General features: G+C 69.6%; 21 protein-coding genes and 1 pseudogene. 19 read left to right on the forward strand and 3 right to left on the reverse strand.

The genetic code is table 11. From position 1 onward, the window contains the following. The first annotated feature begins 215 nt into the window (after positions 1–215). The 18 genes and pseudogenes from ACFXI4_RS41290 (at position 216) to ACFXI4_RS41375 (ending at position 14515) form a co-directional block, all read left to right on the forward strand. Positions 216–1538: a phage major capsid protein gene (locus ACFXI4_RS41290; protein ID WP_385001877.1), complete on the forward strand. Its 1323-nt coding sequence runs from the start codon at positions 216–218 to the stop codon at positions 1536–1538. Then, the gene (locus ACFXI4_RS41295) at positions 1538–1747 is read left to right on the forward strand and encodes a hypothetical protein (protein WP_385001880.1); all 210 of its coding nucleotides are present in this window, start codon (positions 1538–1540) and stop codon (positions 1745–1747) included. The genes ACFXI4_RS41290 and ACFXI4_RS41295 overlap by 1 nt, the downstream gene beginning before the upstream one ends. Positions 1748–1760: 13 nt before the next feature. After that, positions 1761–2066, forward strand: a complete 306-nt coding sequence (locus tag ACFXI4_RS41300; RefSeq protein WP_385001883.1) for a hypothetical protein — start codon at positions 1761–1763, stop codon at positions 2064–2066. 3 nt (positions 2067–2069) lie between these two features. Next, positions 2070–2756, forward strand: coding sequence for a hypothetical protein (locus ACFXI4_RS41305; RefSeq protein ID WP_385001886.1), 687 nt, complete (start codon positions 2070–2072; stop codon positions 2754–2756). Between the two features lie 41 nt (positions 2757–2797). Beyond that, complete coding sequence (locus tag ACFXI4_RS41310) at positions 2798–3229, forward strand: HK97 gp10 family phage protein (protein WP_385001889.1); 432 nt, start codon at positions 2798–2800, stop codon at positions 3227–3229. Beyond that, entirely contained in the window at positions 3229–3678 is a 450-nt protein-coding gene (locus ACFXI4_RS41315) for a hypothetical protein (RefSeq protein ID WP_385001892.1), read from the forward strand. The genes ACFXI4_RS41310 and ACFXI4_RS41315 overlap by 1 nt, the downstream gene beginning before the upstream one ends. Beyond that, entirely contained in the window at positions 3675–3998 is a 324-nt protein-coding gene (locus ACFXI4_RS41320) for a hypothetical protein (protein ID WP_385001893.1), read from the forward strand. The genes ACFXI4_RS41315 and ACFXI4_RS41320 overlap by 4 nt, the downstream gene beginning before the upstream one ends. A 31-nt stretch (positions 3999–4029) precedes the next feature. Beyond that, positions 4030–4599 carry a phage tail protein gene (locus ACFXI4_RS41325; protein ID WP_385001896.1) on the forward strand — a complete coding sequence of 190 codons (570 nt, stop codon included), beginning with the start codon at positions 4030–4032 and terminating at the stop codon, positions 4597–4599. A gap of 96 nt (positions 4600–4695) precedes the next feature. Then, positions 4696–5214, forward strand: coding sequence for a hypothetical protein (locus tag ACFXI4_RS41330; RefSeq protein WP_385001899.1), 519 nt, complete (start codon positions 4696–4698; stop codon positions 5212–5214). Next, positions 5196–5330 (forward strand): annotated as a pseudogene (locus ACFXI4_RS41335) (hypothetical protein); the annotation flags it as partial. The gene ACFXI4_RS41330 and the pseudogene ACFXI4_RS41335, both read left to right, overlap by 19 nt. Before the next feature lie 24 nt (positions 5331–5354). Then, a complete protein-coding gene (locus tag ACFXI4_RS41340; RefSeq protein WP_385001902.1) occupies positions 5355–8882 on the forward strand; it encodes a hypothetical protein in 3528 nt (1175 codons plus the stop codon). Position 8883: 1 nt separating this feature from the next. Continuing rightward, on the forward strand, positions 8884–10305 hold the full coding sequence (locus ACFXI4_RS41345) for a phage distal tail protein (protein WP_385001905.1): 1422 nt from the start codon (positions 8884–8886) through the stop codon (positions 10303–10305). Positions 10306–10344: 39 nt separating this feature from the next. After that, positions 10345–11457, forward strand: a complete 1113-nt coding sequence (locus ACFXI4_RS41350) for a hypothetical protein (RefSeq protein WP_385001908.1) — start codon at positions 10345–10347, stop codon at positions 11455–11457. Further along, complete coding sequence (locus ACFXI4_RS41355; protein WP_385001911.1) at positions 11454–12659, forward strand: hypothetical protein; 1206 nt, start codon at positions 11454–11456, stop codon at positions 12657–12659. The genes ACFXI4_RS41350 and ACFXI4_RS41355 overlap by 4 nt, the downstream gene beginning before the upstream one ends. After that, entirely contained in the window at positions 12659–13138 is a 480-nt protein-coding gene (locus ACFXI4_RS41360; RefSeq protein ID WP_385001913.1) for a hypothetical protein, read from the forward strand. The genes ACFXI4_RS41355 and ACFXI4_RS41360 overlap by 1 nt, the downstream gene beginning before the upstream one ends. A gap of 12 nt (positions 13139–13150) precedes the next feature. Further along, positions 13151–14047, forward strand: a complete 897-nt coding sequence (locus tag ACFXI4_RS41365) for a hypothetical protein (RefSeq protein WP_385001916.1) — start codon at positions 13151–13153, stop codon at positions 14045–14047. A gap of 3 nt (positions 14048–14050) precedes the next feature. Further along, positions 14051–14245 carry a hypothetical protein gene (locus tag ACFXI4_RS41370; RefSeq protein WP_385001919.1) on the forward strand — a complete coding sequence of 65 codons (195 nt, stop codon included), beginning with the start codon at positions 14051–14053 and terminating at the stop codon, positions 14243–14245. Between the two features lie 9 nt (positions 14246–14254). Then, positions 14255–14515, forward strand: a complete 261-nt coding sequence (locus ACFXI4_RS41375) for a hypothetical protein (RefSeq protein ID WP_385001921.1) — start codon at positions 14255–14257, stop codon at positions 14513–14515. 22 nt (positions 14516–14537) lie between these two features. On the opposite strand, the gene ACFXI4_RS41380 is transcribed toward ACFXI4_RS41375, so the two are convergent. Continuing rightward, positions 14538–14729 (reverse strand): hypothetical protein, encoded by a 192-nt coding sequence (locus ACFXI4_RS41380; RefSeq protein ID WP_385001924.1) that lies wholly within the window; start codon positions 14727–14729, stop codon positions 14538–14540. 444 nt (positions 14730–15173) lie between these two features. Between ACFXI4_RS41380 and ACFXI4_RS41385 the strand changes: the two genes are divergently transcribed. Then, complete coding sequence (locus ACFXI4_RS41385; protein WP_385001927.1) at positions 15174–16430, forward strand: hypothetical protein; 1257 nt, start codon at positions 15174–15176, stop codon at positions 16428–16430. Here ACFXI4_RS41385 and ACFXI4_RS41390 read toward each other — a convergent pair. Together ACFXI4_RS41390 and ACFXI4_RS41395 are read right to left on the reverse strand one after the other, a co-directional pair. Continuing rightward, positions 16427–17179 (reverse strand): GntR family transcriptional regulator, encoded by a 753-nt coding sequence (locus tag ACFXI4_RS41390; protein WP_385001930.1) that lies wholly within the window; start codon positions 17177–17179, stop codon positions 16427–16429. The genes ACFXI4_RS41385 and ACFXI4_RS41390 overlap by 4 nt on opposite strands. 744 nt (positions 17180–17923) lie before the next feature. Continuing rightward, the gene (locus ACFXI4_RS41395) at positions 17924–18157 is read right to left on the reverse strand and encodes a helix-turn-helix transcriptional regulator (protein ID WP_385001933.1); all 234 of its coding nucleotides are present in this window, start codon (positions 18155–18157) and stop codon (positions 17924–17926) included. Between the last annotated feature and the right edge of the window lie 548 nt (positions 18158–18705).

Below are 18705 nucleotides of genomic sequence, written 5' to 3' on the forward strand. Positions count from 1 at the left end.
GCCGACGACGCCGGTAGACGCCCGTCCCGCTGCGAATTGCAGCCCCCAGCAACACGCACTCCAGATTCGATCTACTCTCCACCCATCCGGGCCGCTCGCACCGGACGTAAAAGCCGTGAGCATGCCGGGCGCGATCCACCGGCCGTAGAAGACGGACCGCAGACACCCATCACGCATGGGCGGCTGCGCGCCGTCCACCGGCCGAGGAGGACCCCGTGAGCAACTTTGCCCGCGTCCGCCCCATCGGCTACCGCAAGGGCCGCGCCGCGCACGGCGAGAACCCCAAGAAGCGGTACCCGATCTACGCCATCAAGGGCGGCGCACCCACCCTGATCGAGCAGCGCGACGCGATCGTGGTGCAGCTCCAGGACGAGAACTTCGACGGCGACATGGCCGAGCTGCTCCAGCGGGCCGACGACATCGCCGCGCAGATCGAGCAGGCCAACCAGCGGGACGCCCGCCTGCGCGCGCTCCGGGCCGCGACCCTGCCGGCCGGTGACCCGGCTCCCGACACCCGCGTGCAGCCGGGCATGCAGCCTGACGCGAAGGGCCGCGAGCATCCGCTCACGGTCGCCGAGGCGTTCGTCCGGTCCGAGGCGCTGAAGGCGTTCCGGGAGCGCGGCAAGCGCGGCAACTTCAGCGTGGACGGCGCGGACTTCCGGGCGGCTCCGTCTGGCACGGTCACCACCGGCACGATGCTGCCGCAGAACAGCCGGCAGCCGGGGATCATCCCGCAGAACCCTGACTTCCCGCTGCTCATCGCGAACCTGCTCGACAGGCAGACCAGCGACGGGACCACGCTGGAGTACATGCGGGACACGTCCGGCCCGCAGTCCTCGTGGAACGCGGCGGCGGTCGTGGCCGAGGGCGGCGACAAGCCCAAGTCGGGCCCGTTCACCTTCGACCTGATCACGACCACCCTCAAGACCGTCGCCCATTGGGTGCCGATCACGAGGCAGGCCGCGGACGACGACTCCCAGCTGATGGGTTATATCAACGGGAGGTTGACGTACGGCCTGGAGTACAAGCTGGACCGGGAGATCCTCACCGGCAACGGCAGCACGCAGATGCAGGGGATCCTCACGACCTCGGGCATCGGCACCTACCAGCCGGCGTCGGGCAACACCGACTCCAAGCTGATCACGGTCCGCAAGGCGAAGACGCAGGGCGAACTCGCCCTGTACCCGCCGGACGCGATCGTGATGAACCCGCTCGACTGGCAGGACATCGAGCTGGACACCGACGCCGACGGCCGGTTCCGGGTCATCACGTCCGTGGCCGACTCCGGTGCGCCCATGCGGATCTGGGGCCTGACCGTCGTCACCTCGGTGGCCATGGCGTCCGGCACGGCGCTGCTCGGCGGGTTCCGGGTAGGCGCCACGCTGTGGGAGCGGCAGGGCGTCACCATTCTGATGACCGACAGCCACGCGGACTACTTCACCGCGAACACGCTGGTCATCCTCGCCGAGCGTCGGGCGAACGTGGCGGTCCACACCCCGCTCGCGTTCACCAAGATCACGTTTGCGGCGCTGCCGTAATGGCCGGCGTCACGAAGCAGGTCACCCTCACCAAGGGCGGCAGCAAGGTAGCGACCCAGGAGACCACCGTGCTCCAGGTCATCGGCAGCGCTCCCGGCCTCATGGACGGGACCACCAAGCCCACCATCGCCGACGCAGGCGCGGCCCCCACGCAGGCGCAGTTCAACGCCCTGCTCGCCGCCCTGCGCACGCGCGGCGTCATCCAGTAGGAGCTGAATCCACATGGCAGCACGCAGTAAGCCCGCGACTGACGAGAGCAACGAGACCCCAGAGCAGCCGAACGCGGCCGTCGTCCGCACCCGCGAGTACGCCAGCGGCCCCGGATGGGAGATCGGCCAGGCCGCGCCCGACGACGCGTTCCGGGCCCTCGACTCGGGCGGCACCGGAGAACAGGTCGGCCCGGTCCTGCACACCCACCCCGGCGGCTACGCCCGGCAGATCGTCGCCAAAGGCGGTCTGATCACCGAAGGCGTGAAGCGCGAGCTGGAGGCGGGCGACAAGCCGGCCGCCGAGGGCGAGCAGGGCTGACCCATGGCGTACTGCTCGAACGAGGCCGCGCGTGAAGCGGGCTGCACCGGCACTGACGCCGAGGTGGCCGCGTGGATCGGTGCTGCCCGCGAGCGGATCGACGCCTACACCCAGCAGTGCTTTGAGCCAACGGACATGGCGGTGGTCGCGGACGTGAGCGCGGCAGGACTGGTCATCCTGCCGCGCCGCGTCCGCACGGTGACTGCCGTCATGCCGGTGCTGGAGGCGGACGACGGGCCGTCGATTCCGTCGTCTGCCTACCGGGTCACGTCGTCTGGCGTGCTCGGGCAGATCGATGCCATCCACCTGATGTGGGGTGGCTACGACGACTTGGTGGCGGGGGCTGAGTCGTACTCGGGGGGCTGGCTCGGGCTGTGGGAGCGGTGGGGGGCCGAGCAGGTCAAGGTGCTCGGCAGCTTCGGCTACGACTCGCCGCCGCTCGGGGTGTCCCTCGGGAACGCGCTGCTGGCCGCGCACATGCAGGGGCAGGCCACGCCGTCCGACGCCGACGCCGCCGAAGACCCGAGCCTTCAGGTGGACGACGAGGGCAACAACGTGGCCATCGAGGACACCGACGACGCCCCGTCTGAGACGCCCGTCGCCCCGTCGGCGTCGACCGGATCGACGCAGGTTGACGGGCTGTTGGCCCCGTTCCTGAACCGCGGCTACAACCTGATCGGCGGTGTGTGATGGTGCGCGCCAGCCGACGGGTGCCGTTCCGGGGTGCCGCAGTGTCCTCGGCGACGATCAATACCCGCGAGTTCGAGCGGGGCCTTCGTCGGTACTTCGGGCGGACGTCCGAGGACGTGGCGCGCGCCGTGGAGCGGACTCGCATCGACGTGCAGAACGAGGCGAGGCGGCGGGCCCCGGTCGATACTGGCAGGCTGCGCTCCTCGATCGTCTCGCGTACCGAGGGCGGTGGCCGGTCGCTCGGCTACGTGGTCGGCTCGAACGTGAACTACGCGGCGGCCGTGGAGTACGGCACCGCCCCGCACGTGATCGTGCCGAAGAATCGCAAGGCCCTGTACTGGCCGGGCGCCGCGCACCCGGTGGCGAAGGTCAACCACCCGGGCACGGCCGCGCAGCCGTTCCTTCGTCCAGCGATCGAGCTGACGCCGGTCTTTTGGCGGGCGCACGCCTCACAGATCGGGAGGCGGGGCTGATGGCCGCGAGCACCTCGGGCGCGATCAAGGCGTACCTCGAAGGCAAGCCGTTCGGCGTACCCGTCTTCCGTGACGGCCCCCGAGAGGGACAGCGCGAGCCGTACATCGTCGTCCAAGAGGGCATGCCCGCCGGGCTCGACACCGGCAACGGGGACTTCGGTGACCCGAACGCCGAGATCAACATCGTGGAGACGCTCACCGTCGACCTCGTGCAGGTGGCACGCGTGAAGACCGGCGAGCGCACCACGAAGGTAACCGAGCGGTACGGACTCGCCGAGGCCATCGCTCACGCCCTCCACGGCTGCACCCTCCCCGCGCACCCGGCCAAGGTCACAGCGGTCCGCGTGCAGGACATCGACCGCATCCCCATCGCCGAAAACAAGGTCCGGCACTCGATCACCGTCCGCGTGCATCGCGTGCTCCTCGCCGAAGAGGTGATCCCGCAGTGAACCCCGTGTACACCGCGATCGAACGCAACGAGGTGATCTCCTACCTCGGCCGTGGCTGGCCACCGCGCTCCGGTGAGCCGTCGCTGACGATCCCCCCGGACACCGGCATCACCGACGGCGCGGCCACCGTCTACCCGGACGAGGGCCGCCCCGGGACCACCTGGTGGGTGGTCGACTCCACGATTCCGCAGCAGGACGCCGGTGTCCCGGATGAGGCGCTCGCTGCGCTGCTGCCGGGCTCGGTTCTGGGCACGGCCCCGAATCTCAACCCGGGGCCGGACACGCCGCCCATCGACACGGACAGCACATACACGGACTGAGCCGGACCCCGGCACCAGGAAGGAACCCACGATGCCCACTCTCACCCGCGTAACAAAGCTGTACTCGGTGGTGGACGCGAAGATCGCCGCGCTCACGGCTGACCCTTCGACTGGCTCGCCGACGTACGCCACGGTCATCGACGTCCCCGGTATCCAGACGATGGAGATCTCGGGCGACGTGGAGACCAAGCAGCTCCGAGGCGATAACACCAAGCTGGACAGCAACTCGACGGTTTCGAACATCCAGGTCAAGGTGGACCACGCCCGCCTGTCGCTGGACGTCCTCGTGGCGATCCTCGGCGGCACGGTCACCGACTCGGGCACCACGCCCGCACAGAAGACCGTGTGGGACCTGACGGCCGCGACCGCCACCCTGCCTCCGTTCAAGCTGGAGGGTGTTACCCCGGCCGGCGGCACCGACCTGATCGGCGGTGACCTGCACTGGACGCTGCACAAGCTGAACCTGTCGGCGTTCCCGGACCTCGGGTTCGCGCAGGAGGACTACCGCATCGTGTCCTTCACCGCGGACGCTTCCCCGCTGATCTCCAACGGCAAGTGGATCTCGGCGACCCTCAACGAGACCGCCGCCGCGATCGTCTGACGACTCCGGGGCGGGCGCGTCATCGCTCAGCGCGCCCGCCCCGGCCACCTCCCACCCGCAGGCCGAACCCCGGCACTCACGTAGGGACAGACCACCATGACGCAAGGCCTTGACCTGCTCGGCGACGGCGGCACCATCCCGCTGTCCGACGGCACCGAAGTGACCCTCCGCTACTCGATGCGCGCCCTCGCCCTGCTGGAGGCCCGGTACGGGTCCGTCACAGCGGTGCAGAACGCGATCGACACCAGCGGCAACGGGGCCGCGTTCGGCCCGATCATCCAGCTCGTGGGTGCCGGCGCGCTCGGGCCCGGAGGGTTCGAGCCGCACTACCGCGAGCACCAGGACGTGAACGGTCAGCGGAAGGTCAGCGGAGACATCAACTTCCGGCGCCGCACCGACGGCATGGACCTCGCCGACCTGCTGCTGCCCGGCCAGCTCACCCGCTACGTAGAGGCCTTCAACTCGTCCTTCACCCGCGCCCTCCAGGGTCTGGGAAACGACGACGCCCCGGTGCCGGCCGGGGCGGTAGTGGAGATGGTTCCTTCCCTTGGTCCCAGCTCTTCTACTTCGCCGTCGGTGCCCTCCACCTTCCTCCCGGCGCCTTCTGGGACATGACGTTCGGCCAGCTGATGACGCTGGCTGACGAGCACCAGGCCGCGCACCAGGCCGGCGGCGACCGCCCCGAGCAGACCGCGGGCCCCGGGCTGATGGAGATGGCCCTCATGCAGTAACCCGACGACGAGGAGGTGTGACCGATGCCTGAAGACATCAACCTGCCGGACTTGGTGTCGCACCTCAACGTCGACCTCGGCGGCCTGTCCGGGACGATCGCCGACGCGCAGCGGCAGGGCTCCAGCATCGGCGCCGCGCTCGGCGCCGGCGTGCAGCGGGAGTTGCGGGACCTGGTCTCGCACCTGCCCGAGGTGCAGATCGATGGCAACTCCACCGACCTGGATCGGGACCTCGCGCGGGTGCGCCGCGAGATAGAGGAACTGTCCAACCAGCGCATCGGGATTGACATCCCCATCGATCAGGCGATCCGCCGGATCAACGAACTCCAGCCGCACATCCAGCGTCTGTCCGAGCAGCACCCGGATATCAACGTGCAGGCGTCCACCCGGCAGGCTGCGGCGCAGCTGGACGCGCTCCTCGCCTCGGCCCGCCGCGTGGACGGCACGAACGCCACCGTGCACGTGGACGTGGACGAGGACCGGCTGTCCAGGCTGCCGGGCATCCTCGGCCGGATCACCAGCGGCCTCGGCTCAATCGGCGGGATCGGCGCGACCATCGGCAAGGCCGCGGCCGGGATCGGCGCGATTGTCCCGGCCGCCGCGTCCGTGGTGACCACGCTGGCCAACGTCGCCCCGGCCGGGGCCATCGCGGTGACCGGGCTGGCCGCGGTGCAGCTGGCGTCGGGCACGGTGAAGCTGGCGGCTGCCGGTATGGGGGATGCGCTCACGGCGGCCCTGGACCCGTCGAAGGCGGACGACTACGCCGACGCGCTGAAGAAGCTGTCCCCCGAGGCCCGGCAGTTCGCCGAGGCGGTGCACGATGCCGCGCCCGCCCTGCACGCTCTTCAGCAAGAGGTGCAGGACAAGACGTTCGACGGTTGGTCCACGCAGCTCCAGCGGACGGCGAAGTCCGTGCTGCCGGTGCTGCGGCAGGGTGTGCTCTCCATGGCGACGACCCTGAACCAGATGGGCGCCGGTGTGCTCGCCGCCGGCAAGGAGCTGGCGGACAGCGGCACGCTCGGCCGGGCGATCGGATCGGCGAGCAAGGGCCTCAGGAACCTGGCTGGTGTGCCGGGCATCGTGGTCCGGTCGCTGGGGCAGATCGGTGCGGCAGCGGGCCCCAGCTTCGAGAAGCTGACCGGCGGCGCGGCCGGCGTGGTCTCCACGATCGGCGACAAGCTGTCCAAGGCGTTCGCGTCGGGCGGGTTGCAGTCGGCCATCGAGCACGCGGTCGACCTGATCGGCCAGTTGCTGACCGTCGGCGTGAACGTCGGGAAGATCATCGGCAACATCTTCACAGCGATCCCGGCGGGCGGCGGCGGCCTGGTCGGAATCCTCGGTCAGGTCTCGGCAGCCCTCGCCGACATCAGCTCCAGCCCCGAGGTACAGAGCGGGCTGAAGGCGATCTTCACCACCATGAGCACGCTCGGGGCTACGGTCGCCCCGCTGCTCGCGCAAGCACTCCGTGCCATCGCCCCGGTGTTCACCGCGCTGGGGCCGCCCATCCAAACCCTGATCACCGCGCTCGGCGGCGCCCTGTCACCGATCATCGACGCCCTCGGCCCGGTCCTGGTGTCCGCCGCCGGCGCCGTCGGCGCACTGCTGACCGCCGTGTCCCCGCTGCTGCCCGTCATCGGTCAGCTGGTCGCCGCCCTGCTTCCGGCCCTGAGCCCGCTCCTCGACGGGCTGACCACGATTTTCACCGCACTGGCCCCCGTGGTGCAGGTGGTCGCGGACGTGCTCGGCGACACTCTCACCCCGATCCTGAGCCAACTGCCGGGGCTGATCGGGCCGCTTGCTGCCGCCTTCGCCGACATCGCGGTCAAGGAAGGCCCGATCCTCGCCGACCTACTCACCCAGCTGGCACCCAGCTTCGTGCAGCTGGCGAAGTCCCTTGGGGACACCCTCGTGCAACTCGGCCCGCTGCTGCCGCAGTTCGTTCTCCTCGGCTCCCAGCTGTTCGAGAAGATCGCCCCCTACCTGCCGTCGCTGATCCAGTCCATCGCGCAGCTCGCCGGGATCCTGAACACGGCGCTCGTGGTCACGCTCCAGTACCTGGTGATTCCCGCTCTCAAGGCCCTGAACATCCTGATGAGCGGGGACACGCCGCGGGCGACGGCCGCCGCGGGCAAGGCCATGAGCATCCTGAACACGATCGTGCACACGGCCTGGAACGCGATCACGGCGTACGTCCGGCAGAAGATCGATGAGGCGGTGAAGTACATCGCGGGCCTGCCGGGTCGGGGGGCGGCGGCGCTCGGCGGTCTGGCGGGCAGCCTGTCGGCGAAGGCCTCGCAGGCGGGTTCGTCACTGCTGTCGGCGCTGCGGTCGAAGCTGGATGCGGCGGTGGCCGAGGTGCGCAGCATCCCGGGCCGCGCGAGGTCGGCGCTCGGCAGCCTCGGCGGGGTCCTGGTCGGTGCAGGCGCCTCGCTGATCTCAGGGTTCGTGGCCGGTATCCGCAGCAAGATCGGGGCGGTGCAGTCCACCCTCCAGAGCCTCACCGGGAAGCTGACGGACTGGAAGGGGCCGAAGGCGAAGGACGCCAAGATCCTCACCCCGGCGGGAAAGCTGCTGATCGAGGGGTTCATCAAGGGCATCACCGGCACCACCGCCAAGTTGCAGTCCACGCTGGCGTCCATCACCAAGGCGCTACCCGCGAACGTCCGCTCCGGGTACGGCAAGGTGCTGGCGAAGGCCACGGCCGAACTCCAGAAGGAAGTGACGAAGCGGGACGCCGTCATCAAGAAGCTGGCGACCGCACAGAAGAACCTCGACAGCCTCATCTCGGCGCGCAGCAAGGCCGCGGGGAACATCACCTCGGGCATCCTCCAAGAGGCCAACATCACCACGGGGCACGAGGACGTCAACAGCGTCTCGTCCATCACGGTCGGGCTCCAGCAATCGCTGAAGGCGGCGCAGGCGTTCCAGGCGAACATCGCGAAGCTGAAGAAGTCGGGCCTGCGTTCGGACCTGTTGCAGCAGATCGCGGACGCTGGTGTGGAGGGTGGCGCGGCGACGGCCGCGGCGCTGGCGAAGGCCACGCCCGCGCAGCTGAAGCAGATCAACGATCTTCAGGGGAAGCTCTCCAAGGCGGCGACCGCGACCGGCAACACGGTCGGAGACGCCCTGTACGGCGCGGGTATCAAGGCGGCACAGGGGCTCGTGGCCGGGCTGAAGAGCCAGGAGAAAGCCATCGAGGCGATGATGCGGAAGATCGCCGAGAACATGCTGAAAACGGTCAAGAAGACCCACAAGACCCACAGCCCGAGCCGCGCGTTCCATGACATCGGCGTCATGGACGGCGAGGGCTTGCGCGGCGGTTTCCAGTCCATGGCCGCGAAGATCCAGGCCGCATACCGGTCGGTGGCCGGCGGCGCCCTGGACATCGCCGGGGGCGCACTGGCCGTGCCGTCGGGCCCGCAGCTGGCCGCCGTGTCGGCGGGCGCCGGCCGGGGCGGCGACGTCTACCACATCAACTTGAACGGCACCCGGGCCACGCCTCAGGACATGATCCGCGAACTCAGCTGGCGTGGCCTTGTGGGGGGTGGGTGACATGCCGCAGCAGGCACTCGGGCAAGTCCAGTGGGGCGACCTGACGTTCGGGCCCGGAAGCCAGTACGCGATCACGTCGGTGCAGGGGATCGATGACCTGCCGGACATCCGGTCCGAGGACGTGGCACGGCCGAGCCAGCACGGCGACTACACCGGGCCGGACTGGACCGGGCCACGCACGGTCACCCTCGGGCTCGGCCTGCGCGGCGACAGCCCCGACGACCTGCGCGCGCTCAGCCTCGCCCTGCGCGCGGCCACCCAACCGCAGATGCAGCCCGCACCGTTGCAGTTCCTCGATCAGGGCGTCCTCGTCTACGGCAAGGTCAGGAAGCGCAGCATCCCGTACGACGCCGAATACCTGTGGCGCCTCGGGGATGCGGCCCTGGAGTTCTACTGCGCCGACCCGTACCTGTACGGGCTGGAGGAGCAGTCGGTGTCCACGACCGCCTACAGCCCGTCGGCCGGCCGCGCGTACCCGCTGACGTACTCGGGCGTCACCGAGGTGCGGAACCTGGTGCTCAACCCGAGCGCCGAGGTCGACGTGGCGAACATCGCCGCATACACCTCGTCCGGGACCGCGCCCACGATCGCTCAGAACACGCCTGGTTTCGGGGCCCGGTGGGGTGCGGACACGGCGCTGGTGACGTACTCGGCGGCGGCGACGGGGGGCGCCCGCTACCTGCTCGGCGAGAGCATCCCCGCAGGCACGCCCGTCCGGTTCATCGCCTACGTGTACCTGCCGTCCACGTCGGGCGTAAGCGCGCTCCAGATGCTGTACTTCAACGGCACCACGCTGATCAACACGCCCTCATCGCTGACGACCCCGGGCGCCGGCGGCTGGAATCGCATCGAGGCGCAGTTCACGGTCCCTGTCGGGCAGGTCTGCGACGGCGTGGGCATCCGCATGACGACGACCGGTGCGTCTGCCCTGCACATCGATGGCGTCATGGCCACCCCGTCCTCGGCCACACAGCCGTACGTGGACGGCGACCAGTTCGGGTGTGTCTGGGATGGCACCCCGCAGGCGTCCATGTCCCGCCGTGTGGCCGGCACGGGCCGCGTGTACGGCAGCGCCGGAACGGCCGGGCGGCTGACGGCTGTGAACGGCGGCGCATCGCCTGCTTACCCAGTCCTGCGGGTGGACGGCCCGGTGGCGTCGCCTGCTGTCGAGCAGGTCACCACGGGCGGTGTCCTCCAGATCGATGCGTCCCTGAACAGCGGCGAGTACCTGCTGATCGACACCCGCAGCCGGGCGGTGCTGTTCATGGGCGCCACGCCGCGCCGCTCGTGGGTGCGGGGTGGCTCCTCGTGGCCGACGCTCCAGCCCGGCGCCAACGATCTCGCTTACCGCGGGAGTGCGCTCGCGGGCGCCCCCGGCCAAACGTCCCTTCTGACCGTCACCTGGCGTGACACCAGCCTGTAAGGAGGCCTTGCTGTGGCACCACTTTCGCCGCCTACCTGGATGCAGGCTGGCACGTACTCGGCCCGCATGGACCGTCTGGTCCTCTCCGCGCTGTGCGGCTACCCGGGGTTCACCGCGGACGAGGCAACCCCAATGCGGATCCGGCAGGGGGTGCGCCCCAGCTACCAGATGCAGCAGCTGAAGGTGCGGGCCGCGGCCACCCCGAACATGACCGTCATCGTGTCCGCAGGGTTCGCGTTCATCGAGAACCACGACCTGGCCGCGTACGGCTCCTACGCCTGCGTCAACGACGGCGACTACACAGTCACGGTGCCACCCGCGGGCGGGGCCGGGCAGTACCGGAAAGACTGCATCGTCGCCTCGGTGTACGACCAGGAAACCACCGGCTCCACTTCAGAGTTCCGGATCGAGCTGATCCAGGGCCCGTATGCGGCGTCCGCGGGCGCGACGGTGCGGGGCACGCTGCCGTCCAACGCGCAGCTCCTCGCCGATATCGCGGTCGCCCCGAGCCAGACCAGCGTGGCCGCAGGCAACATCACGGATATCCGCCAGTTCACCCCGCTGCTGGGTGGGATGACGCCGCACGCGGCGGCGGCCGACATGAACCATCCGGCGCCCGGCCAGCTCCGCTACCTGACCGACACCGACCGGATCCTGTACGGCAAGCTGGACGGCTCCTCAGGGGAGATCCAGAAGGCGCCGGGGGCGTGGACGTCGTGGACGCCAGCGTGGGGCACGACCACCGGGGCGGCGAACCCGTCCTTCGGGAACTCCACGGTGGACAGCCGGTACACCAAGATCGGCCGGACGATTCTCTTCTACATCAACGTCGTATTCGGCAGCAGCACGAACTTCGGCAGCGGCGCCGGCACCGGAGACAACTGGACTTTCAGCCTTCCGTCCGGGTTCCCCCTGGCCGTGGATGGTGCCCCGGTCGGCAAGGCCAGCTTGGAGCCCGCGAGCACGGTCCGCGCCGTGAGCGCGCTGGCGCAGGGCGTGCCGGGGCAGACCACCAAGTTGCAGCTGGCCATTGACGGGCCACGCGTCGACCTCGGCTCCACGCCCGGCGGTCTGGTCGACTCGATCACCCCATTCACGTGGGCGTCCACCATGAAATTCTCGATCCTCGGCCAGTACGAGACGACGTCATGACGGCCGACCCGAGCGCCCTGAGCGCTTCCCTGTTCGATGCCAGCGCCGAGCCGCAGCACACGTACACGTACCTGTTCTGCGACCTGCGCACGGACGTGCTACTCGCCGAGCTGCCCCTGTCCAACGTGACGTACAACTACACGCTGAACGGCATCGGCACCCTCACCGGGACGATCCCCTACAACAACGAGACGCTGCCGCTCGATCCGGAGACTGCGTCGACCCCGGCCCGGACCGCCGTCTACGTCGACCGGGACGGGGTGATCGTGTGGGGCGGAATCGTGTGGACCCGGACACCCGCGACCGGCGGCAAGTCCATCCAGGCCGCCGAGTTCCTCAGCTACTACCAGCGCCGATTCGTGAAGAAGACGCTGTCCACGGACACGTCGCTGCTGATTGACCCGTCGTATGTGGATGCGGGCGGACAGCGGTTGTACGCGGACCAGAAGTTCATCGTCTGGTCCCTGCTGCGGTACGCGAACGATCAGGCGGGCGGCGACATCCACGTCGACATCAACGCGCTGGCGGCAGGCGCGGACGGGATCACCCGGACGGCAACGTACTTCGGGTACGAGCGCCCGGAGATCTACAAAAGCATCGCCGACCTGAGCGCGGCCGACAACGGGTTCGACTTCGCAATTGAGGTGGGCTGGACGCCGATCACGAACAACAACCCGCCCAGCCGATTCAGGCGGGCGCGTACGTGGTTCCCGAACCGGGGCCGCAGCTCGGACGAGTCGGGGCTCGTGTTCTCGAAAGGCGGCCCCTCTGGGTCGATCCTCGATTACGACTGGCCCGAGGACGGCACCTCGCTGGTGACGGAGATGTCCGGGCTCGGTGCCGGCACGGGCGAGGCGAAGATCGTGAAGACCGCCAGTGAGCAGGACATGCTCGACGCGGGATGGCCGCTCCTTGAGGGAGTTGCCACGTACGACGGGGTCACAGATGAAACGCAGGTGCAGAGCCTGACCAACGCTGATCTCCAGGCAGCCTCGGGCGCCACGGTGCAGCCCACGTTCACGGTGGCTGCGGACGTCGACCCGGCGTTCGGCTCGTACTCGGTGGGCGACGAGGCGCTGTTCGTCATCGACCCCGAGCCGCAGTCTCCGAACGGCCGCGAGGGCGTGCTGCGGATCGTCGCCATCGAGAACAGCTCGGTCAACGGCCCCGAGGTCGTCAAGATCACCTGTGCGGTGGCCTGATGCCCAAAGTCCAGAAGCCCCCCAACATCCTGCGGCAGATCGCCGACCTGCAAAAGCAGGTGGACGACCTGCGCCGCTCGGGGTGGGAGCGGGATGAGCTGCCGTTCTACCCGACCAGCCTGCACGGCCTGGTGTACGAGGACTCGGCCAGCTTCGTGACCCTGTGGGAGACCGTGCTGAGCCCGCGCACGGCCACGCTGTCCCTCGGCCTGGTGCTCATCGGCGACGTCGTCTCCACCACGAACACCGGTGGGTCGTGGCAGGTGCTGTTTGAGAGCACGGTGGTCGCCAACGGCACGGTGCCGGCCACGTTCTCGTACGTCTTCCCGGCGCTGACCCTCGACCTCACCCCATACCGCGGTGTGTCGCAGCTGAAGGTGCTGTTCCAGGTGCGCCGCACGTCCGGTGCCACGACGGGCGGCAAGTACGGCGGTGGCGGCGCCATCGGCGGATCCCCCCGGTACGCACGACTCCTCTGAAAGGCACAGCCCATGACCATGACCGGACCCCAGAAGATACCGGGCGCCTCGCTGTCCCACTTCTACGGCACGGGCCAGTACAGCGGCTCGGCGATGGAAGTCAACTGCGGCGTCGTCCACACCACCGAGGGCATGACGCTGACGGACTACAGCGGCGGCTCGATCGCCCCGACGGTTACCGGTGTCCCGGACTTCAAGGCGCGGAAGATCCGCTGGTACCAGCACTTCGACGTGGACGAGTCGGCGCGCGCCCTGGAGAACCGGCCCGGTGGTGTCGAGACGAACACCGCGAACGCCTTCCAGGTCGAACTGGTCGGCACGTGCGACGACGCCAAGAAGACCAGCTGGGGCGGCAAGAAGGCGGGCGTCGACTACATCCACTGGCCGACGGCCCCGGACTGGGCGGTGGCCGAGTTCGCGTGGCTGGTGCGGTGGCTGAACGCGAACCACGGAATCCCGCTGACGTGCGTGAAGGACTGGCTGGCGTACGGCAAGGACGCGCGTCGGCCGGGCGTCACGCCTGCGTCGTACGGCGCTAACCCGGCGCGCATGTCGATGGCCGAGTGGCGGTCCTTCAAGGGCTGGTGTGGCCACCAGCACGTCCCGGAGAACGACCACGGCGACCCGGGCGCGTTCCCGATGGCCGCCGTTCTGGTGGCCGCGAAGGGCGGCGCCAGCAGCACCGACACGAAGGAGACCAACGTGGCGCTCACCGCCGCCGACGTGAAGACCGTGTGGCTGACGGACGGGGTCGTGAAGAACCCCAACCCGGAGACCAACAAGACCAACCCCTACATCGCCCCGGCGACCGGGCTGAACAACATCGAGATCGTCGTCCGCCGCCTGGAACAGAAGGTCGACGCGCTCGCGTCGGCCCTGGCCGCGCACACCGCGCAGAAGGAGTCCTGACCCATGAGGATCGCCACCTACGTCAAGTCCATCCTGGCCGGTCTGTCGGCCGGCACCGCGGCGGCCGTGACCGCCGCGCAGGACAACATCATCACGGCCGGCGAGGGCGTCACCATCGTGCTCGCCGTCCTCGGCGCGTGGGGCATCACCTACGCCGTGCCGAACAGGTCGGCCGCGCAGTCCGTGTCCGACCGGTAAGGGAGGCCCGTGGACGTCACCACCATCGGCGCGATTCTCGCCTGCGTGGGCGTCGTGTCCGGCTCGGTGGTGACGTTCATCGGCAAGCGCGGCGAAGGCAAGAACTCGCTGACCGACCAGCTCCAAGAGGAGTTGAACTCGGAGCGCGGCGAGCGGAAGGCCGCACAGGCTGAAGTCGACGTTCTGCACCAGCGCAGGCGCGACGACCTGATCAGGATCACCCAGCTTGAGATAGAGATCATCCGACTCGGAGGAAACATCCCGCCATGACCCGGACAGAGCGCACCATCGTTCAGCACTGGCGCAGCATCGCGACGGTGTGCGCGATCGTCGCGCTCTTCGGGATCGCGTGGGCAACGTGGCACCGCATCGACGCCTCGGACAGCCGGTACGCCGCGGCGGCGGCCGAGGCTGACCGCCGCGGCGATGCGGTGTCCACGTTGGCCGGGGACGTTCGGGCGTTGCGCGCGCAGGTGCAGTCCACCGGCCGCACCCCGGTCGCCCCAGACCCAACCCGAGCCGTGGACAACTTGCCCGCGAGGACCGAGGTACCAGTGCCGATACCGGGCCCGCGCGGCGCGACCGGTCCCACCGGCCCAAGCGGCAGCGCGGGCAAGAACGGGGCGAACGGCAAGGACGGCGAGGACGGAACGCCCGGCACGTCCGGCCAGCAGGGCTCGCCTGGCGACGCCGGCCCCCAAGGGCCGCAGGGCCCGCAGGGTGAGCCAGGACCGCAGGGCGAGCAGGGGCCCAAGGGTGACCAGGGCCCGGCCGGACCGGCGTGCCCGGACGGCTACGGGCTCCAGGCTCCAGCGGATGACCCGGATGCTCTCGTGTGCCGGCGGGACGGTGCGCCGCAGCCTGACCCGTCTGAGTCGTCTACCCCTCCGATCGTCCTCAGCGGACGTCGTCGTACGTAGGAGTCGTCATGGCCTTTCCTGATGGGGTGCAGACCGTCACCCTGACCGGCTACCAGACCCGGGCCGACGGCGAGGGCCGCTTGCTGCCGGTGAAGATCCGGCCGGTGCCGTCGCGCGTTGTGGGCGAGGAGTGGGGCGTCGTCGTCCGCAACGATCAGCCCGTCGTCGTTCAGCCCGACGCAGATGGGCCCTGGTCTGTCGACCTCGTGGCCAACGACGCTGCCGGGTTCACGCCGACGGGGTGGACGTACCGTCTGGAGACGGGTGGTGACGCCCTGTACCTGTCGCTGCCGCACAGTCTCGGCACGGTCGATCTGTCGGCGCTGACCGACGCTGGCGCGGATGACGGCGAGTACGTGCTTGTGCCGGGCCCGCCCGGACCGCAGGGTGACCCGGGCCCTGCCGGTGCCACGGGGCCCGCGGGCGCGAAGGGAGACCCTGGCGATACGGGACCGCAGGGGCCAGCAGGAGCGACCGGAGCGACTGGCGCCACCGGCCCCAAGGGCGACACGGGCGACGTCGGACCGCAGGGGCCGAAGGGCGATACCGGTGCGACCGGTCCGCAGCCTTCGCTCGGCGCGGCCGGGGCGGGCTCGGGGATCGCCCTGGTGTCGACGGATCCGACGACCACGAACGCCCGGACGCCGACGGCGCACGCGGCCAGCCACGCTGCGGGCGGCTCGGACGCACTGTCCCCGAGCGCGATCGGCGCGCTCAGCCTCGCCTCCTACGGCAACATCTGGACGCCGGCCGACCACGGGCTGACCGCGTGGACGTTTGACCCGGCCGCGTGCGGCCCCTCGGGGACGACGCTGAGCGCGGGGTTCATCTACCTGCTGGAGCTGGTGCTGCGGCAGGGCGCGACCATCAACCGGCTGCACGCCGTGATCGGCACCGCGGGCAGCGGGCTGACGTCCGGGCAGTGTCTGGCCGGGCTGTACGACTCCAGCGGCGCCCGGGTGGGGATCACCGCTGACCAGTCCACGGTGTGGAACAGCGTGGGCGCGAAGGCCATGAGCCTGACCGCGCCGTACACCGCGGCGGCCGGACGGTACTACGCGGCGCTGCTGTTCAACGGCACGACCTCGCCCAACTTCAGCTGCGGCAGCACCCACGGCAACACCTTCACGCCGGGCAACGCCAACCTGAGCGCGGGCTCGTACAGGTGGTGCCGCAGTGCCTCGGGGCAGACGGCCCTCGCGAGCAGCATCACGCTCTCCGGGTACACCCCGGACGCGAACAACGTGTGGGCCGCCGCGTCCTAGACCTGCGGGACCTGCCCGTACACCGCCACCCACCGGTCGCCACGCAGCACGATGTCCGCAGTCTCCACGGCGCGGCCGGTGGCCTGGTCGTAGTACGTCCGCTCGATCGCCAGCACGGCCCCGGGCGGGGTGATACCGAGGGCTTGCGCCTCGGCGCGCGTGGCGGGCCGGGCCTGGACCCGCTCGACTGGGTCCCCGACGTCGATGCTGAGCACCCGCATTCGCGCAGCCACCCCAACACCCGCGTACGGACCGACCTCAGGTAGAGCGATGAGGGATTGACCGGTAAGCGCGAGCGGCTCCCATGACTCGGCGATCATCACGGGGCGCTCGTCGGCGAGGTAGACGTACGAGGTGTGCATGACCGGGTCCCCGGCCGTGATGCCGAGCCGGGCCGCCGTTGCCTCGCTGGCTTTCTCCGTGGTACTCTCGTGCTGCCAGGTGCCAACGGCGCCCTGCTCGGCCGCGCCCTGCGCGAACGGCGAGTCCTCGCTACGGCGACGGTGCTGGCGGACGAGGAGGTCGGGGGTGTCCGTGCCGCGGACGTAGTGGCCGGCGCCATGTCGAGACACGACGAGGCCTTCGGACACGAGCAGCCGGTAGGCCGAGCTGGGCACGCTGTTGCTGCCGCCGTACTGCTCGATCAGCTCGGCGACGGAGGGCAGGCGAGCGCCGGGCTGGAGTTCGCCGCTCTCGATGCGGGCGCGAAGGTCGTCAGCTACTCGCAGGTACAGCGGTGTCTCGCTCACCGTCCGCCTCCTTCCATGTGACTTACGTGACAGAGTAGTGAGCCTCGGTCTACTCTCGTACGAGAGTCATTCTCTCGCACGAGAGCGGGGATGAGCTGTGCCTGAAAGTCGTGCAGTTTTACTGCGTGCCGCACTTGAGGACGCCCTCGGCGGCCCGGTGCGGGAGATCCCTGCACGGCGCGGCATACGCGTGACCGCACCCGCACCGGCCGCCTCGGACTGGGACAGCTGGCGGAAAGCCATCGCCGTTCTGAGCCAGGCGGACAACTGGGGAAGCAGCGACGTCGGGACCGGGCCGCATATCTGGGCCGAGGTAGTCGAGCCGTGAGACGGCGGAAGCAGCCCCTCCCCGACGCGACCAAGCTGAACGGCCCGCAGCACCGCGGATGGGCCTGCGTCTGGTGCGCCAAGCCGCTCAAGTCGGGAGCCATACCTGCCGGTCGGGCCACGGGTTTCATGGGCGCGCACGACATGAGCATCGACGTGTACGCCCATCCCGAGTGCCATAAGGCGGCCGGCCACCCACGTCCGTAAGGAGATGCTGCATGCACCGCTGCGCCCGCTGTGACAAGCCGATCAGGGGCAAGCCGAGGACGTGGGAGATCCCCGGAGGGACGGCCGGCGGCACCACGGTGACCGTCTGCCCGAGCTACTGCCGTCCCGCGCAGCCGCGGCAGACGACGCCGCGCGGGCTCGGTCGCTGAAACCCCCGGCCCCGGGGTTGCCGATTCTCCGGGGCCGGGCTCACCGGACAAGGTCGGACACCGGGACGCCGAGAACGTCAGCTATGAGCAGCAGGTCTTCCAGGTTGGGGATGCGCTGCGCGTACTCCCAGCGGAGGATCGTGCGGTACTCGCGGCCGATCAGGTCGGCTAACTGGTTCTGGCTCAGACCGCGTTCCTCGCGTGCGGCGCGGATGCGGTTGCCGATCTCCCGCCGCCGGGGGAGTAGCCAGTCAGGCGGGGGGTCCAGGGGCACCCGTTCACGCTGTATTGATCTTGCGGTCTTGTCTTTGCCTGGTCAGGCATATTTATTGATCTTGTCAGGGGGTATCCCGCTGACACCGCTTACCGCCCGTCCCTGCCAGGCGGTTGCGGTTCGGTAGCGACCGGAGTCGGCGTACACGTCTCCGCCAACTTCGGTCGTTAGACGCCGGGCTTCGGCCGAGGCGTCCCGCCCCGGGGCATCGAGCCTCGGGGCGGTTTACCTTGGAGACAAGAAGGCCCCCACCGATATCACCGGTGGGGGCCTCTGCCTGCCGGGCCTTCCTCCCCAGGTGGCACCAAGCAGGTATGCGAGGGGCACGTCTCAGACGCGGGTGGGGGAGGCACGCCTGCCCCCCTCGTGATCAGCACTTTACGTGTTTGTTGAACGTAGTCCAGTCCCCCGGGAGGGTGAGCATCGTGGGGATGTGGACTCTATGCGGACTTCGATCATGCAAGACCCCTCCCGGATGGTGTCCGGGAGGGGTCCTGACCTGCTGTGGAGCCTAGGGGAGTCGAACCCCTGACATCCGCCATGCAAAG

The sequence above is a fragment of the Streptomyces sp. NPDC059224 genome, assembly GCF_042754285.1.
Taxonomy (GTDB): domain Bacteria; phylum Actinomycetota; class Actinomycetes; order Streptomycetales; family Streptomycetaceae; genus Streptomyces.

Coding starts and splice junctions, on each gene's coding strand:
- ACFXI4_RS41315 (WP_385001892.1), top strand. CDS start 3,229: ATGGCCGCGAGCACCTCGGGCGCGATCAAGGCGTACCTCGAAGGCAAG.
- ACFXI4_RS41355 (WP_385001911.1), top strand. CDS start 11,454: ATGACGGCCGACCCGAGCGCCCTGAGCGCTTCCCTGTTCGATGCCAGC.
- ACFXI4_RS41385 (WP_385001927.1), top strand. CDS start 15,174: ATGGCCTTTCCTGATGGGGTGCAGACCGTCACCCTGACCGGCTACCAG.
- ACFXI4_RS41325 (WP_385001896.1), top strand. CDS start 4,030: ATGCCCACTCTCACCCGCGTAACAAAGCTGTACTCGGTGGTGGACGCG.
- ACFXI4_RS41330 (WP_385001899.1), top strand. CDS start 4,696: ATGACGCAAGGCCTTGACCTGCTCGGCGACGGCGGCACCATCCCGCTG.
- ACFXI4_RS41365 (WP_385001916.1), top strand. CDS start 13,151: ATGACCATGACCGGACCCCAGAAGATACCGGGCGCCTCGCTGTCCCAC.
- ACFXI4_RS41300 (WP_385001883.1), top strand. CDS start 1,761: ATGGCAGCACGCAGTAAGCCCGCGACTGACGAGAGCAACGAGACCCCA.
- ACFXI4_RS41295 (WP_385001880.1), top strand. CDS start 1,538: ATGGCCGGCGTCACGAAGCAGGTCACCCTCACCAAGGGCGGCAGCAAG.
- ACFXI4_RS41345 (WP_385001905.1), top strand. CDS start 8,884: ATGCCGCAGCAGGCACTCGGGCAAGTCCAGTGGGGCGACCTGACGTTC.
- ACFXI4_RS41370 (WP_385001919.1), top strand. CDS start 14,051: ATGAGGATCGCCACCTACGTCAAGTCCATCCTGGCCGGTCTGTCGGCC.
- ACFXI4_RS41350 (WP_385001908.1), top strand. CDS start 10,345: ATGCAGGCTGGCACGTACTCGGCCCGCATGGACCGTCTGGTCCTCTCC.
- ACFXI4_RS41305 (WP_385001886.1), top strand. CDS start 2,070: ATGGCGTACTGCTCGAACGAGGCCGCGCGTGAAGCGGGCTGCACCGGC.
- ACFXI4_RS41360 (WP_385001913.1), top strand. CDS start 12,659: ATGCCCAAAGTCCAGAAGCCCCCCAACATCCTGCGGCAGATCGCCGAC.
- ACFXI4_RS41340 (WP_385001902.1), top strand. CDS start 5,355: ATGCCTGAAGACATCAACCTGCCGGACTTGGTGTCGCACCTCAACGTC.